This window comes from Aeromonas allosaccharophila (assembly GCF_000819685.1).
Lineage (GTDB): Bacteria > Pseudomonadota > Gammaproteobacteria > Enterobacterales > Aeromonadaceae > Aeromonas > Aeromonas allosaccharophila.
The window spans coordinates 153,811-168,893 of sequence record NZ_CDBR01000005.1; the positions used below are offsets into that span (position 1 = coordinate 153,811).

The window sequence follows — 15,083 nt, forward strand, 5'->3', positions numbered from 1 at the left end:
CGTTAGCAAAAACCTACAGCACTGCAAGTTGACCCTGACGCTGGCCCTTCCCACGTGACGCGTCCGCCTGAAGCGTTTCCTTCTAAGATATAATTTTTGCTGTCTACATCGGCAGTACCTGTCACTGTGATTTTCACTGGGCCAGTTGCAGCTGTAGCAGCGGTTAAGGCTACAGAAGTAACTAATCCGCCAGCTGCGGAAGCGACGGGAGGAATGCCATTTACTTTTTCAGCATCGCAAACTTGCATATCGTTCTTCGTTTGATAGCAAATTTCGATAGCGGTTTTAAATGGACCTGTCGCTGTGATTACTTCGGTGAATTTCGCTTTTTTCGTGTAGGTCTGATACGCCGGTAGCGCGATGGCCGCCAGAATGGCCACGATCGCGACCACGATCATCAGTTCAATAAGGGTAAAACCCGATTGTTTCTTCATTTCGCTGTTCATGGAAAATATCCTTTTATCCTTGGTTCCTGGGAAGTGTCGGTGGAAAATCATCCGCACGTCAGTATCTTATCCGAGCTGTCAGGGGTGGCAACAGAGATTGCTGTCTTTGTTAACCACTTTTCTATCATTTACCAAAAACATGATATAAATCATAAAATAAGAGGCTTCTAACGACTCTTTTTTATGGGGGGAAGCGGGTCCGTCATCACACTCCTTTGCCGAGGGATCCTGCTTAAAGAAAAGGCGCCTATGGCGCCTTTTGCAAGTTGTTTATCCGGTTATATCGAGTGTTTGCTCAAGCCTGTGGGGGGAATCTCACTGCTGGATAAAACGCATGGAGAGATCGAGCGCCCGCACATGCTTGGTGAGCGCCCCGACCGAGATAAAATCGACGCCGGTGGCGGCAAATTCAGCCAGGGTGTCCAGCGTCACATTGCCGGAGACTTCCAGCTTGGCGCGACCCTGATTGATGGCAACCGCTTCCCGCATCATGGTCACGTCGAAGTTATCCAGCATCACGATATCGGCCTTTGCCGCCAGCGCCTGTTCCAGCTCTGCCAGCGTTTCCACTTCCACTTCGACTGGTTTGCCCGGATTGAGCCGGCGAGCTTCATTAATCGCTTCGGCAATGCCGCCACAGGCGAGGATGTGGTTCTCTTTGATGAGGTAGGCGTCATAGAGACCGATGCGGTGATTCTTGCCGCCGCCGCAGGTGACCGCGTACTTCTGGGCGGTGCGCAGGCCTGGAATGGTCTTGCGGGTATCGAGCAGACGGCAGTCGGTGCCTTCCAGTTCAGCCACATAGCGGGCGGTGAGGGTGGCGACGCCGGAGAGGGTCTGGACAAAGTTCAGCGCATTGCGCTCGCCGGTCAGCAGCAGGCGGGCAGGGCCATGGAGGCGGAACAGCTCCTGATTGGGGGAGAGCACTTCGCCATCCTGCACCTTCCACTCCACCTTCACGTCGCCGCCCAGTTGGGTGAACACTTCATCCACCCAGGGCTGGCCGCAGAACACACCCGCTTCACGGGTAATAACTCGGGCACTGGCCATCCGGTCGGCCGGGATCAGCTGGGCGGTGATATCGGCGCTGGCGTCCGGTTGGTCCAGCGTGGTGAGGGCATCGCCCAGATCTTCGAGTAGTGCGGCGCGCACGGCGCGGCTGACATCCTGTTGAAACATGCCTTATTCCTGCAAGGGTCTGAGCAGCAGTTGCCGCTCCTTTTGAACCAGCTCCAGCCGACCGAGGGCGTTCATGCCAACCAGCACTTCGTCACCGTCTGCCGCCGGATTGATAAAGATCGCCAGATCGTACAAGGTCAATGGCCCCATCGCCAGCGTTTCGATGGTGCCGTTGCCGACCCGGATCTGCCCCGCGGCGGTATTGACCTGGCTGCTGCCATGAGCGGTCAGTCCGAGTCGCTCGGCAACCTGCAGCGGGATGGTGATGCGGGTGGCACCGGTATCGAGCAGCAGTTGCACCGGCTGACCGTTGATGGCACCCTCCAGACGATAGTGGCCGCTCTGGTCGGCCCGCAGCAGCAGCTCGCCGCTAGCGGTGACGCCCGGTTGTGAGCGGGAGTGGAAGTAGAGGGTCAGCAGGCCCATCAGAGAGAGCCAGGCCAGTAACCACATCCAGCGTGCCGTGTGCTGCATAACCCATCCATATCGAGCGAAAGATGACTCAGCCTAACATACCATTTCCCGTTGATTCAGTGAGTTGGTGCTGGCTTGTTTATTACATCTCTTCATCTTTTCGCCATTAATCAGCCAACTCGAGTAGCCGATGACTCAACTCGCTTCGCAACCTTGTTTTTCTATCGATGCCGCTGGCTGGTGCCAGAAGGCGCGCCGGGTGCCTTCCCCGCATCACAACGAACGTGCCACGCCGGACGATATCTCCCTGCTGGTGGTGCATGGCATCAGTCTGCCGCCGGGGGAGTTTGGTGGCCCCTTTATCGACGATCTCTTTATGGGGCGGCTCGACCCTGATGCTCACCCCTATTTTGCCGGTATTCATCAGCTGCGGGTCTCGGCCCACTGCCTGATCCGCCGCGATGGCGAGCTGGTGCAATATGTGCCGTTCGGCGCGCGGGCCTGGCATGCAGGAGTATCGAGCTGGCAGGGGCGAGAGGCGTGTAATGACTTCTCCATCGGTATCGAGCTGGAAGGGACTGACGAGACCCCCTATACCGAGGCCCAGTACCGGGCGCTGGTGGGGCTCACTCGAGCCATCTCAGAGCGCTATCCGGCCATCACCCATGAAAAAATTGTCGGCCATTGTGACATCGCGCCAGGGCGCAAGACGGATCCCGGAGCCAGTTTTCAGTGGGATTACTACCGGCAGCTGCTAAACAGCTAAAGTAATTATTCAAATTTAGTTTGGATTTTAAAATCAATGGCTTGCCTATTTGGCAGGCCATTTTTGTCTCCGGTTGCGCAAATGTTATTTGTGAGCGCCGTCAAGAATATTGGTCAGACCATTTTCTATGAGCTAAATCATGTTTGCCCTGTTTTACCCCTTAAGTGGTGGGGGTGATTCTTGACTCAGATCATCTTTTGGGTGGACTTTTCAAAAGGGCTCTGCTAATTTTCGCCCCATCCATGAAATTGGTAATACCAATTTAACAAAGTAGCCTCATGCCCTATCGCAAGATTACGCAACCCAAGTTGGCCGACTCCATTGTCGCCGAGCTGGAACAGATGATTCTGGAAGGCAGCCTGCAGCCGGGGCAGAAATTGCCTCCCGAGCGGGAACTCGCCATCCAGTTTCAGGTATCGCGCCCCTCTCTGCGCGAAGCCATCCAGCGGCTGGAAGCGCGCGGGTTGCTTTATCGCCGTCAGGGCGGCGGCACTTACGTGCAGAATGCCCTGAGCAAGGGGATGGCCGATCCCCTGTTCGAACTGCTCAGTACCCACCCGGAAGCCCGGTATGACCTGCTGGAGTTTCGCCATGCGCTGGAAGGCATCTGTGCCTACTACGCGGCCTTGCGGGGAACCGGGTCTGATTTCGAGCGCATTCGTCAGGTGCAAACCGCCATCGAAGAGGCGGGCCTGTCGGGCTCGCTGGTGGCCGAATCGGCAGCCGTGACCCAGTTCTATCTGGCGGTGGCCGAGGCGTCCCACAACGTGGTGCTGCTGCACCTGCTGCGGGCCATGAGCCCGATGCTCGAGCAGAACATTCTGCAGAATAACGAGATTTTGAATCGCCGCCCGGGAGTGGTAGCCAAGATACGTCGCCATCGCGCGAATCTGATCGAGGCTATTCTTTCGGGGGCTCCGGAGCGGGCCAGAACAGCTTGTCATGAGCATCTGGCCTTTATCGAGGACACCTTGTTGGATATGCAGAGGGAAGACAGCCGGATCCAGCGATCCATGCGTCGGATCCGTCAGCAGGAAAACTAATCCCACAAGGCTTTATTGTCGAATGCTTGCGCCTTTCGCCGTGCAATGCCGTGCAATCACAACAAAATAGGAACCAGCCATGTCTGATATCCTGAAGAACGATGTGGACCCGATAGAAACGCTGGAGTGGCTTGCCTCTCTGGAATCCCTGCTGCGTGAAGAGGGTCCGCAACGCGCTCAGTTCATCCTTGAACAGTTGGCCGAGAAAGCCCGCGTAAGCGGTGTGGACGTGGCTGCCAAGGCAAATCGCGATTACATCAACACCATCCCGTCCAGCGACGAGCCGGACTACCCGGGCGACCTGGAGATGGAGCGCCGCATTCGCGCCATCATCCGCTGGAACGCCATGATGATCGTGCTGCGCGCGTCCAAGAAAGACCTGGACCTGGGTGGTCACATGTCTTCCTTCGCTTCTTCTGCGACCATCTATGATGTCTGCTTCAACCACTTCTTCCGTGCTCGCAACGAGAAGGATGGTGGCGATCTGGTTTACTTCCAGGGTCACATCTCCCCGGGCATCTATGCTCGCGCCTTCGCTGAAGGTCGTCTGACCGAAGAGCAGCTGGACAACTTCCGTCAGGAAGTGGACGGCAAGGGTATCCCTTCCTATCCGCACCCAAAACTGATGCCGGACTTCTGGCAGTTCCCGACCGTATCCATGGGTCTTGGCCCCATCGCCGCCATCTATCAGGCTCGCTTCCTGAAGTACCTGACCGACCGTGGTATCAAGGATTGCTCCGAGCAGACCGTTTACGCCTTCCTGGGTGACGGCGAGATGGACGAGCCGGAAGCCAAAGGTGCCCTGACCGTTGCCGTGCGTGAAAAGCTCGACAACCTGGTATTCGTGGTCAACTGCAACCTGCAGCGTCTGGATGGTCCGGTTGTCGGTAACGGCAAGGTCATCAACGAGCTGGAAGGCCTGTTCGCTGGCGCCGGCTGGGATGTCACCAAGGTCATCTGGGGTCGCAAGTGGGATGAGCTGCTGAAGAAAGACACCTCCGGCAAGCTGATCCAGCTGATGAACGAGACCGTGGATGGTGACTACCAGACCATGAAGTCCCGCGACGGTGGCTACATCCGCGAGCACTTCTTCAACCGTTATCCGGAAACTGCCGCGCTGGTCAAAGACATGACCGACGAGGAAATTTTCGCGCTGAACCGCGGTGGTCACGATCCTCGCAAACTGTTCGCTGCGTTCAACAAGGCGACCCAGACCAAGGGCAAGCCGACCGTTATTCTGGCCAAGACCATCAAGGGTTACGGCATGGGTGAAGCGGCTGAAGGCAAGAACATCGCTCACCAGGTCAAGAAGATGGAGCTGGACTCCGTGCGTCACCTGCGTGACCGCTTCAACCTGCCGGTGGCCGACGAGCAGCTGGCCGATCTGCCTTACCTGAAGATCGAAGCCGGTTCTGCCGAGCACAAATACCTGCACGACCGTCGCGCCGCCCTGAAAGGCTATCTGCCGACCCGTCTGCGCGAAAGCACCACCAAGCTGGAAATCCCGGCACTGGATGCCTTCGGTCCGCTGCTGGGCGAGCAGGCGCGCGAAATCTCCACCACCATGGCGTTCGTGCGTTCCCTGAACGTGATGCTGAAAGACAAGTCCATCGGCAAGCGCATCGTGCCGATCCTGGCTGACGAAGCCCGTACCTTCGGTATGGAAGGTCTGTTCCGCCAGATCGGTATCTACAGCCCGCACGGTCAGCAATACACCCCGCAAGACCGCGACATCGTCTCCTACTACAAGGAAGACAAGCAGGGTCAGGTTCTGCAAGACGGTATCAACGAGCTGGGTGCCATGTCCTCCTGGCTGGCTGCTGCGACCTCTTACAGCACCAACGATTGCCCGATGATCCCGTTCTACATCTACTACTCCATGTTCGGCTTCCAGCGGATTGGCGACATGGCGTGGGCAGCAGGTGACCAGCAAGCCCGTGGCTTCCTGCTGGGTGCGACCTCCGGTCGTACTACCCTGAACGGCGAAGGTCTGCAGCACGAAGATGGTCACAGCCACATCCTGGCCAACACCATCCCGAACTGTATCTCCTACGACCCGTCCTACGCCTATGAAGTGGCGGTGATCGTACAGGACGGCCTGCGCCGCATGTACGGTGAGAACCCGGAGAACGTGTTCTACTACATCACCACCCTGAACGAGAACTATGCCATGCCGGCCATGCCGGAAGGCGCCGAGGAAGGCATCCGCAAGGGTATCTACAAGCTGGAATCCGTAGCCGGTGCCAAGGCGAAAGTTCAGCTGCTGGGTTGTGGCTCCATCCTGGGTCACGTGCGCACTGCTGCCCAGATCCTGGCCAGCGAGTACGGTATCGGTTCCGATGTGTTCAGCGTAACCTCCTTCAACGAGCTGGCCCGTGACGGTCAGGACGCCGATCGTTGGAACATGCTGCACCCGACCTCTGAGGCGCGTGTTCCCTACATCGCTCAGGTACTGGGTTCCGAAGCCACCATCGCTGCGACCGACTACATGAAGTCCTTCGCCGATCAGGTTCGCGCCTTCGTTCCGACCGAGAACTACCGTGTGCTGGGTACCGATGGTTACGGTCGTTCCGACAGCCGTGCCAACCTGCGTCGTCACTTCGAAGTGAACGAATTCTACGTGGTGGTTGCTGCCCTGACCGAACTGGCCAAGCGCGGCGAAATTGACAAGCAGGTTGTGGCCGACGCCATCGCCAAGTACGGCATCGATGCCGACAAGGTCAACCCGCTGTACGCGTAAGAGGATCAAGGGTCGCGCCGTCATGCGGCGCGACCTTGCCAGGGTTTAAAACGGTTAACGCGAGATACGCGTGAGGGCGGTCAGCCAGTCACGCGGATGCACGCAAGAGGATAAAGCACAATGTCCAAACAGATTATGGTGCCGGATATCGGCGCCGATGAAGTTGAAGTCACCGAGATCATGGTGGCCGTGGGGGACAAGGTCGAGCTGGACCAGTCCATCATCGCGGTAGAAGGCGACAAGGCCTCCATGGAAGTACCGGCTCCGTCTGCCGGTATCGTTAAAGAGATCCTGATCAAGGTGGGCGACAAGGTTGCCACCGGTTCCCAGATCATGATCTTCGAAGCCGAAGGCGCTGCTGCTCCTGCAGAAGTTGCCGCACCGGTTGCTGCTCCGGCCGCCGCACCTGCCGCTGCCGTGCGCAAAGATGTGCACGTACCGGACATCGGTGACGACGAAGTGGACGTGACTGAAATCATGGTTGCCGTGGGCGACATGGTAGAAGCCGACCAGTCCATTATCGCCGTGGAAGGTGACAAGGCCTCCATGGAAGTACCGGCACCGTTCGCCGGTCGCGTGGTCGAAATCAAGGTTGCCGCTGGCGCCAAGGTTTCTACCGGTTCTCTGGTGATGGTCTTTGAAGTGGCTGGCGCTGCGCCTGCTGCCGTTGCTGCTCCGGCTCAAGCCGCCGCGCCCGTGGCTGCTGCCCCGGTTGCCGCTGCTGCCAAAGAGGTCAACGTACCGGATATCGGTGGTGACGAAGTGGAAGTAACCGAGATCATGGTTGCCGTGGGTGACAAGGTTGAAGCCGACCAGTCCCTGATCGCCGTGGAAGGTGACAAGGCCTCCATGGAAGTGCCTGCGCCGTTCGCCGGTGTGGTCAAAGAGATCAAGGTGAAGGCGGGTGACAAGGTCTCCACCGGTTCCCTGATCATGGTCTTCGAAGTGGCTGGCGCTGCTCCTGCCGCCGCGCCGGTTGCTCAAGCTGCCGCTCCGGTCGCCGCTGCCCCTGTTGCCGCGGCTCCGGCTCCGGTTGCCCAGGCTGCTGCCGCTGCGACCGATTTCGTTGCCAACGACGCTTACGTGCACGCTTCCCCGGCAGTACGCCGTCTGGCGCGCGAGTTTGGCGTCAACCTGGCCAAGGTAAAAGCCTCCGGTCGCAAGGGCCGCATCGTCAAAGAAGACGTGCAAGCCTACGTGAAGGATGCCATCAAGCGCGCCGAGTCTGCAGCGGCTGCCGGTACCGGCACTGGCAACGGCATGAGCGTGCTGGCGTGGCCGAAGGTCGATTTCAGCAAGTTCGGTGATGTGGAAGAGGTCGATCTGACCCGCATCCAGAAGATCTCCGGTCCGAACCTGCACCGCAACTGGGTCATGATCCCTCATGTCACCCAGTTCGACGAAGCCGATACCACCGAGCTGGAAGCGTTCCGCAAAGAGCAGAACGCGATGCTCGAGAAGCAGAAGTCGGACGTGAAGATCACCCCGCTGGTGTTCATCCTGAAAGCCGCCGCCAAGGCGCTGGAAGCTCACCCGCGCTTCTGCAGCTCCCTGTCCGAAGATGGCAGCAAGCTGATCATGAAGAAGTACATCCATATCGGTGTGGCGGTGGATACCCCCAACGGTCTGGTTGTGCCCGTGGTACGCGATGTTAACAAGAAGGGCATCATGGAGCTGTCTCGCGATCTGGCCGAGATCTCCAAGAAGGCTCGTGCCGGCAAGCTGACCGCTGCCGACATGCAAGGCGGTTGCTTCACCATCTCCAGCCTGGGTGGCATCGGCGGTACCAGCTTTACCCCGATCGTCAACGCGCCGGAAGTGGCCATCCTCGGTGTCTCCAAGTCCGAGATGAAGCCGAAGTGGAACGGTAAGGAGTTCGCGCCACGCCTGATGCTGCCGCTGGCTCTGAGCTACGACCACCGCGTGATTGATGGTGCCGATGGGGCTCGCTTCATCACCACCATGAACGGCGTGCTGTCCGACATTCGTCGACTGGTCCTGTAAGTGAGAGGGCGGGCCCAGAGCCTGCCCTTTTTACTTCTCATTTCATTAACATGATCGTAAACTTGCCCCGTTTTTTCACGGCTGCAGCCGCCTTGTTTTACAACGAAAAGAAGGCATAAGACTGCGCTGTCCGGGGATATAAGAACGACAAAGAGGTCATGATGAGTAAAGAAATCAAAACCCAGGTCGTAGTACTGGGTGCTGGCCCTGCCGGTTATTCCGCTGCTTTCCGTGCAGCCGATCTGGGTCTGGATACTATTATCGTCGAGCGTTACTCCACCCTGGGTGGCGTCTGTCTGAACGTGGGCTGCATCCCCTCCAAGGCGCTGCTGCACGTCGCCAAAGTGATTGAAGAAGCCAAGGCGCTGGCCGAGCACGGCATCGTCTTCGGCGAACCCAAGACCGACATCGACAAGATCCGCCTGTGGAAAGAGAAGGTTATCAACCAGCTGACCGGCGGTCTGGCTGGCATGGCCAAGATGCGTAAAGTTCAGGTTGTTAACGGCTTCGGTAAATTTACCGGCCCGAACACCCTGGAAGTGACCGGCGAAGAGGGCAAGACCACCGTTACCTTCGACAACGCCATCATCGCCGCCGGTTCCCGTCCGGTGAAGCTGCCGTTCATCCCCCACGATGACCCGCGCGTATGGGACTCTACCGATGCGCTGGAGCTGACAACCGTTCCTGGCAAACTGCTGGTTATCGGTGGCGGCATCATCGGTCTGGAGATGGGTACCGTTTACTCCTCTCTGGGTTCCGAGATCGACGTGGTGGAATTTGCCGACCAGCTGGTTCCGGCTGCTGACAAAGACATCGTCAAGATCTACACCAAGCGTGTGGCCAAGAAGTTCAACATCATGCTGGAGACCAAGGTCACTGCAGTTGAAGCTCGTGAAGACGGCCTGTACGTCTCCTACGAAGGCAAGCACGCACCGGCCGAGCCGGTTCGTTACGACAACGTGCTGGTTGCCGTAGGTCGTGTGCCGAACGGCAAGATGCTGGATGCAGAGAAGGCTGGCGTTGCCGTGACCGAGCGCGGTTTCATCGAGGTGGACAAGCAGCTGCGTACCAACGTGGCGCACATCCATGCCATCGGTGACATCGTGGGTCAGCCGATGCTGGCGCACAAAGGTGTGCACGAAGGTCACGTCGCTGCCGAAGTGATCGCTGGCAAGAAGCACTACTTCGACCCGAAAGTGATCCCGTCCATCGCCTACACCGAGCCAGAGATGGCATGGGTCGGTCTGACCGAGAAAGAGGCCAAGCAACAAGGTCTGAACTTCGAAGTCGCCACCTTCCCGTGGGCTGCTTCCGGTCGCGCCATCGCCTCCGACTGCTCTGACGGTATGACCAAGCTGATCTTCGACAAGGAGAGCGGCCGCGTCATCGGGGGTGCTATCGTCGGTACCAACGGTGGTGAACTGCTGGGTGAAATCGGTCTGGCCATCGAGATGGGTGCGGACGCCGAAGATATCGCGCTGACCATCCACGCTCACCCGACTCTGCACGAGTCTGTGGGTCTGGCTGCCGAAGTGTTCGAAGGCTCCATCACCGACCTGCCGAACGCCAAGGCCAAGAAGAAAAAGTAATTTTCTTCTCAGCTTGGATAAAAAAGCCGCTCGAATGAGCGGCTTTTTGCTATCTGGCCTTCGGAGTCCGGTTAGCAGCGCCCCTTCTTGGCCTGCCCCGGCGGGCAGAAGGTGCCATAGCCACCACTGCCGTCACTGACCCGGATCCGGGTATCGTCCACGCTGACATCCGCCCCGTGTACCCGTACCGGCCCGCTGCTGCAGGCGCTGAGCACTCCCCCCAGCAATATCATTACGATCAGCTTGCCCATAACTCCTCCTCATATTTCCCTGATTATGAGGCATTTCGAGAGCCGCATAACGGCGTTTCAATGGCCGTGCGTCACCGTTTGCCGTGGCTATGACAGAGGGCGCCGCAGCGCCCTCTGGTGAGTCTTCAGGAGTGGGATGACAGACTACAGACGGAAGTTGCCGACCAGCTTGTCGAGTTGACCGGAGAGCTGCTGCAGGCTGCGGCTGGACTCAGTCAGCTGGTGGGCGATATCGGCGGTCTCCATGGTGAGCTGGTTGATATCTTCCACGTTGCGGTTGATCTCGCCGACCACGCTCGACTGCTCCTCGGTGGCGGTGGCGACCTGGATATTCATGTCGTTGATCTGGGTGATGTGGGCGGTGATCTGGCCGAGGGCGGCGTTGGCCTCATCAGCCTGGTTCACCACCTCCAGACTCTGGTTACGCCCCTGTGCCATGGCGCTGACCGCACGGGCACTCTGCTCCTGCAAGCGGTTGATCATCCCCTGGATTTCGGCGGTCGAGGCGGCGGAGCGGTTGGCCAGATTGCGCACCTCATCCGCCACCACGGCGAAGCCGCGACCCTGCTCACCGGCGCGAGCGGCCTCGATAGCGGCGTTCAGTGCCAGCAGGTTGGTCTGCTCCGAGATACTGCGGATGGTTTCGAGGATGCTGCCGATGGAGTCGGTCTGGCTCGCCAGCGACTCGATCACCCCGGCCACCTGCTCAATCTCGCCGGAGAGGCCGACGATGCCGTGGCGCGCCTGCGCTACCACCACAGCCCCCGCATCGGCCTGATCGTTGGCCTGTCTGGCGACTTCGGCTGCCAGCGAAGCGTTACCGGCGATCTCGCTCACCGTGGCACCCATCTCGTGGATGGCGGTAGCCACCTGCACAGTGCGGTCACGCTGGGCGGTACAGTTGTGCTGGGTCAGCTGCGCCTTGTTGGCCACCTCGTTGGCGGTATCGGCGAGCTGGCGGGAGTTCTCTGCCACCTGCTCGATGGAGCCGTGGATCTTGGCTACGAAGTTGTTGAAGCCGGTGGCGACCTGACTCAGTTCGTCACGCCCCTCCACCTTGAGGCGCTGGGTGAGATCCCCATCGCCGCTGCCCAGCTCCTTGAACAGGCGAGCCAGCTCGTTGAGCGGGCGACTGACCGAGCCAGCCAGCAGCATCCCCATCAGTCCCATGGCCAGCGCAATCACCAGCGAGATCATCAGGATCTCGTTGCGGGTCTGATCCAGCTCGGCATAGATCTCGGCTTGCGGTACCTGGGCCACCAGATACCAGTCGAGCAACGGGATATAGCTGCTGGCCAGTACCATGGGCTCGCCATTCACCTCGGCGTTGATGACGGCAAAGGGGCGTTTGGCCAGCAGGCTGCCGGTATCACCGCTGGCGATGCCGCCCAGGGTATCGCGTTCGATGCGGTTGGCCTCGGGGTGCAGCTTCACCTTGCCGCTGCCATCGACCATAAAGACGATGCCGCTCTCTTCCAGCCGGAAGTTGGAGACCATGGTCACCATGGTATCGAGGGATTTGGCAAAGCCCGCCAGCCCGCGACCATTGAGCTGCTGGAAGTTGACGAACAGCTTCACCTCGCCGTTGCTCTCGCGGAAGATGCTGAGGGTCATCTCCTTCTGGCTCTTGGTGTAGTCATAGAACCAGGCGTCTTGCGTGGGGGTCAGGTTGCGCAGAAAGCCATCCTGGTTGTAGTAGGCGGCACTCTGGCGATCGGCGAAGGAGGCGGTCACCAGACCATACTGGTTGGCCACATCCTTGAGCTGGTTGATGAGGATCGGCTCCTGCTCTTTGGGCATGCCCCGATCCACCCAGTCGAGAATGAAGCGGTCGGTGGCCAGTTGACGGGCTGCCTGGGCGATACCGTGGAGATCCTGCTCGATCTCCTTGCTGATCCGTTGGGTCAGGTTGGGCAGCTCCTGTTCGAACATCCGGTTTTCGATCAGCTGCTGGGCCGAGCGTTGACTGAAGTAGCCCACCAGCAGGCAGGAGACGACCACCGCCAGGGTGACCGTAGCCAGTATTTTCTGTTTAAGCGTGAGGGTTGCCAGCATAAAGGTGCTCAAAAGGTTGAGGATTGACGACTCTCATATTAGCGGCAGCGCAGCCCCGCCCATGAGGCTGGTGACCCTTTATTTGCAGATTACGTTTGCGCTCACAGCGGCGGCGGCTCGCTCCTCCGGCGTGCAGGCCATTCGGGATGCGGATTGACGGTTGCGCTAACTGCCCGGCCCCTTATAGTAGAGGCCATCCTTGGTGACTGACCCTCTGAATAATATGGAAAATATGATGCGCAGCTTAGGTGCGGGATGGACCCGTCTGCTTTTGGTGATGCTGGCGGCCTGCCCGCTGCTGGCCATGGCGGCAGCAGGGGATCGCCCGAAAATTGCGGTGGTGCTCAGCGGCGGCGGTGCCAAGGGGTCGGCCCATATCGGCATTCTCAAGGTGCTGGAGCAGAAACGGATCCCGGTCGACATCATCGTCGGTACCAGCATGGGCTCCTATGTGGCGGGCATGTACGCCATGGGGCTCAGTGCCGAGGAGGTGGAGCGCATGACGCTCGCCATCGACTGGAACAAGGGGTATCAGGACAAGGTCGGTCGTGACGAGCTCTCCCTGCGCAAGAAGCAGCAGAATGAACAGTATCAGCTGCGCACCGACATCGGGGTGAATGGCGACACCACCCAGCTACCGGACGGTTTCTTTCAGGGCCAATCCATGGCCAGCCTGCTGCGGGGGGCCACCTCCAACCTGCCGGTGCAGGAGAGTTTCGACGATCTGCCGATCCCCTACCGCGCCATGGCGACCGACATGGAGACGGTGACGTCTTTCGTGCTGGATCACGGTAGTCTGGCCAAGGCGATGCAGGCTTCCATGTCGATCCCCGGCGCGCTCAAGCCGGTGGAGTGGGAGGGCCACATCCTGGCGGATGGGGGCAGCGTCAACAACATGCCGGTGGATGTCGCCAAGGCGATGGGGGCCGACGTGGTGATCGCGGTGGATATCAGCGCCAAGCTGCGCACCCGTGAATCCCTCAAGTCAGGGTTGGCGATGATTGACCAACTCACTACCTATATGACCCAGGTCGGCACCGACAAGCAGAAGGCGCTGATGGGGCCCAAGGATATCCTGCTCGCCCCCGAGTTTGGCGATATGGGGATCGCCGACTTTACCCGGATGCCGGAGGGGATCAAGTTGGGTGAAGCGGCGGCGGACAAGGCGTCGCTGCAACTCGACCGGCTGTCGCTCACCAAGGCGCAGTACAACGCCTATCGCAACCAGAAGCTGAGCCGCCGTGCCGAGCGCAGCGGTCAGCCCGCCTACTTCATCGACAAGGTGGAGATCATCAACAAGTCGCGCCTCTCCGACGAGACGGTGCGCGCCATGCTGAAAGTGCGGCCGGACAAGATCCAGACCAACGAGAGCCTGGAGGCGGGTATTCGCCGGCTCTATGCGCTGGAGTCCTTCGATCGCATCACCTATGAGGTGGAGGAGCGCGACGGGGAGAACGTGCTGGTGGTGGATGCCAGCGAGAAGAACTGGGGGCCGGGTTACCTCAACTTCCAGTTCGGCTTCTCCGACGACTTCGAGAACACCTCCAACTACAACGTCGGCATGTCCTATACCCTCACCAACGTCAATGACTGGGGGGCCGAGTGGTTGACCGAGGCGTCGCTTGGCACTGCCAAGCATATCAAGACCGACTTCTATACCCCGCTGGAACCCTCCCAGACCTTCTATGGCGAAGCGAGCCTGGCCTATGACCAGACCCAGAGAAGCCTCTTCAACCCGGACCCGGACGATCCGCTGTTCACCTATCTCGATACCGAGTACTCCTTCTTCAGCGCCGATCTGGCGGTAGGCTGGAATCGTCAGCCCTGGAGTCGCCTGTCGATGGGGCTGGAAGGGCAGACAGGCAGTATCGAGATCAAGAACGTCAAAGAGCTGCAAGGGGATGCCACGGCATGGGGGCCCTATGCCCGCTTCGAACACGACACCCTGGACAGCAGCTATTTCCCCTACCAGGGGGTCAAATGGGATGTGAAGATGGGCTACTCCCACGTCAATCTGGATGGGGACGGTTTTCAGGCCTCCCGTAGCGAGGGGTGGAACTATCGTCTCTCCATGGTCAAACCCTGGTCCTGGGACAGACATAGCCTCAACCTGATCCTCGATGGTGGTGGCTCGGGCAGTGAAGAGAGCATCCCGCTCTATATCCAGGATCTGGGGGGGCTGTTCCACCTCTCCGGTTTCCAGCGCTACCAGCTGAGCGGTCGTTACAGCCTGTTTGGCGGCCTGCGCTACATCTATCGGGTGGCAGACAACGACTTCGGCGCCCTCAAGGTGCCGCTCTATCTCGGTGGATCTCTGGAGCAGGGCGGCGTCTGGAACAAGGGGGCGGATATCAGTCTGGAGAGCTCGTTTACCGCCGGTTCTGTGTATGTCGGGGTGGAGAGCTTCCTCGGCCCGGTGTTCCTCGGCTACGGCATGGCGGAGGGGGGCAATGACGTCTTCTATCTGCAATTGGGCAGTACGTTCGAATAATGCCGAATTGATGCCAATTTGTTAACTCTGGTTGGTGCTGGCCAATTAATTTTCAAAAAATACCAGTCCGTTTAATTGGTTACGATTTTGTGGTGAATAAGTAAA

General features: G+C 59.1%; 12 protein-coding genes. 6 read left to right on the plus strand and 6 right to left on the minus strand.

What is annotated here, in order from left to right:
- Positions 1-2 precede the first annotated feature (2 nt).
- From BN1115_RS01060 to BN1115_RS22930, 4 genes are all read right to left on the minus strand, one after another.
- A complete protein-coding gene (locus BN1115_RS01060; RefSeq protein WP_425247338.1) occupies positions 3-446 on the minus strand; it encodes a pilin in 444 nt (147 codons plus the stop codon).
- Between the two features lie 315 nt (positions 447-761).
- Positions 762-1,625 carry a carboxylating nicotinate-nucleotide diphosphorylase gene (gene nadC / locus BN1115_RS01065; RefSeq protein ID WP_042655684.1) on the minus strand — a complete coding sequence of 288 codons (864 nt, stop codon included), beginning with the start codon at positions 1,623-1,625 and terminating at the stop codon, positions 762-764.
- A 3-nt stretch (positions 1,626-1,628) separates the two neighbouring features.
- Entirely contained in the window at positions 1,629-2,099 is a 471-nt protein-coding gene (locus BN1115_RS01070; RefSeq protein WP_042655685.1) for a retropepsin-like aspartic protease family protein, read from the minus strand.
- 33 nt (positions 2,100-2,132) lie between these two features.
- Positions 2,133-2,231 (minus strand): PsiF family protein, encoded by a 99-nt coding sequence (locus tag BN1115_RS22930; protein ID WP_410489775.1) that lies wholly within the window; start codon positions 2,229-2,231, stop codon positions 2,133-2,135.
- On the opposite strand from BN1115_RS22930, the gene ampD reads away from it, so the two are divergent.
- From ampD to lpdA, 5 genes are all read left to right on the plus strand, one after another.
- Positions 2,230-2,805 carry a 1,6-anhydro-N-acetylmuramyl-L-alanine amidase AmpD gene (gene ampD, locus BN1115_RS01075; RefSeq protein ID WP_042655686.1) on the plus strand — a complete coding sequence of 192 codons (576 nt, stop codon included), beginning with the start codon at positions 2,230-2,232 and terminating at the stop codon, positions 2,803-2,805. The two genes, BN1115_RS22930 and ampD, sit on opposite strands and share 2 nt — an antisense overlap.
- Positions 2,806-3,083: 278 nt before the next feature.
- The gene (pdhR, locus tag BN1115_RS01080; RefSeq protein ID WP_042655687.1) at positions 3,084-3,848 is read left to right on the plus strand and encodes a pyruvate dehydrogenase complex transcriptional repressor PdhR; all 765 of its coding nucleotides are present in this window, start codon (positions 3,084-3,086) and stop codon (positions 3,846-3,848) included.
- A 79-nt stretch (positions 3,849-3,927) separates the two neighbouring features.
- Entirely contained in the window at positions 3,928-6,588 is a 2,661-nt protein-coding gene (gene aceE / locus BN1115_RS01085) for a pyruvate dehydrogenase (acetyl-transferring), homodimeric type (protein WP_042655688.1), read from the plus strand.
- 120 nt (positions 6,589-6,708) lie between these two features.
- The gene (gene aceF, locus BN1115_RS01090) at positions 6,709-8,592 is read left to right on the plus strand and encodes a pyruvate dehydrogenase complex dihydrolipoyllysine-residue acetyltransferase (RefSeq protein ID WP_042655689.1); all 1,884 of its coding nucleotides are present in this window, start codon (positions 6,709-6,711) and stop codon (positions 8,590-8,592) included.
- A 161-nt stretch (positions 8,593-8,753) separates the two neighbouring features.
- Complete coding sequence (gene lpdA / locus BN1115_RS01095; RefSeq protein ID WP_042655690.1) at positions 8,754-10,181, plus strand: dihydrolipoyl dehydrogenase; 1,428 nt, start codon at positions 8,754-8,756, stop codon at positions 10,179-10,181.
- A 71-nt stretch (positions 10,182-10,252) separates the two neighbouring features.
- Here the strand turns inward: lpdA and BN1115_RS01100 are convergent, their stop codons facing one another.
- Entirely contained in the window at positions 10,253-10,432 is a 180-nt protein-coding gene (locus BN1115_RS01100; RefSeq protein ID WP_042655691.1) for a hypothetical protein, read from the minus strand.
- A gap of 144 nt (positions 10,433-10,576) precedes the next feature.
- Positions 10,577-12,487: a methyl-accepting chemotaxis protein gene (locus BN1115_RS01105; RefSeq protein WP_042655692.1), complete on the minus strand. Its 1,911-nt coding sequence runs from the start codon at positions 12,485-12,487 to the stop codon at positions 10,577-10,579.
- Positions 12,488-12,722: 235 nt separating this feature from the next.
- Between BN1115_RS01105 and BN1115_RS01110 the strand changes: the two genes are divergently transcribed.
- The gene (locus BN1115_RS01110) at positions 12,723-14,978 is read left to right on the plus strand and encodes a patatin-like phospholipase family protein (protein ID WP_042655693.1); all 2,256 of its coding nucleotides are present in this window, start codon (positions 12,723-12,725) and stop codon (positions 14,976-14,978) included.
- Positions 14,979-15,083: the final 105 nt, after the last annotated feature.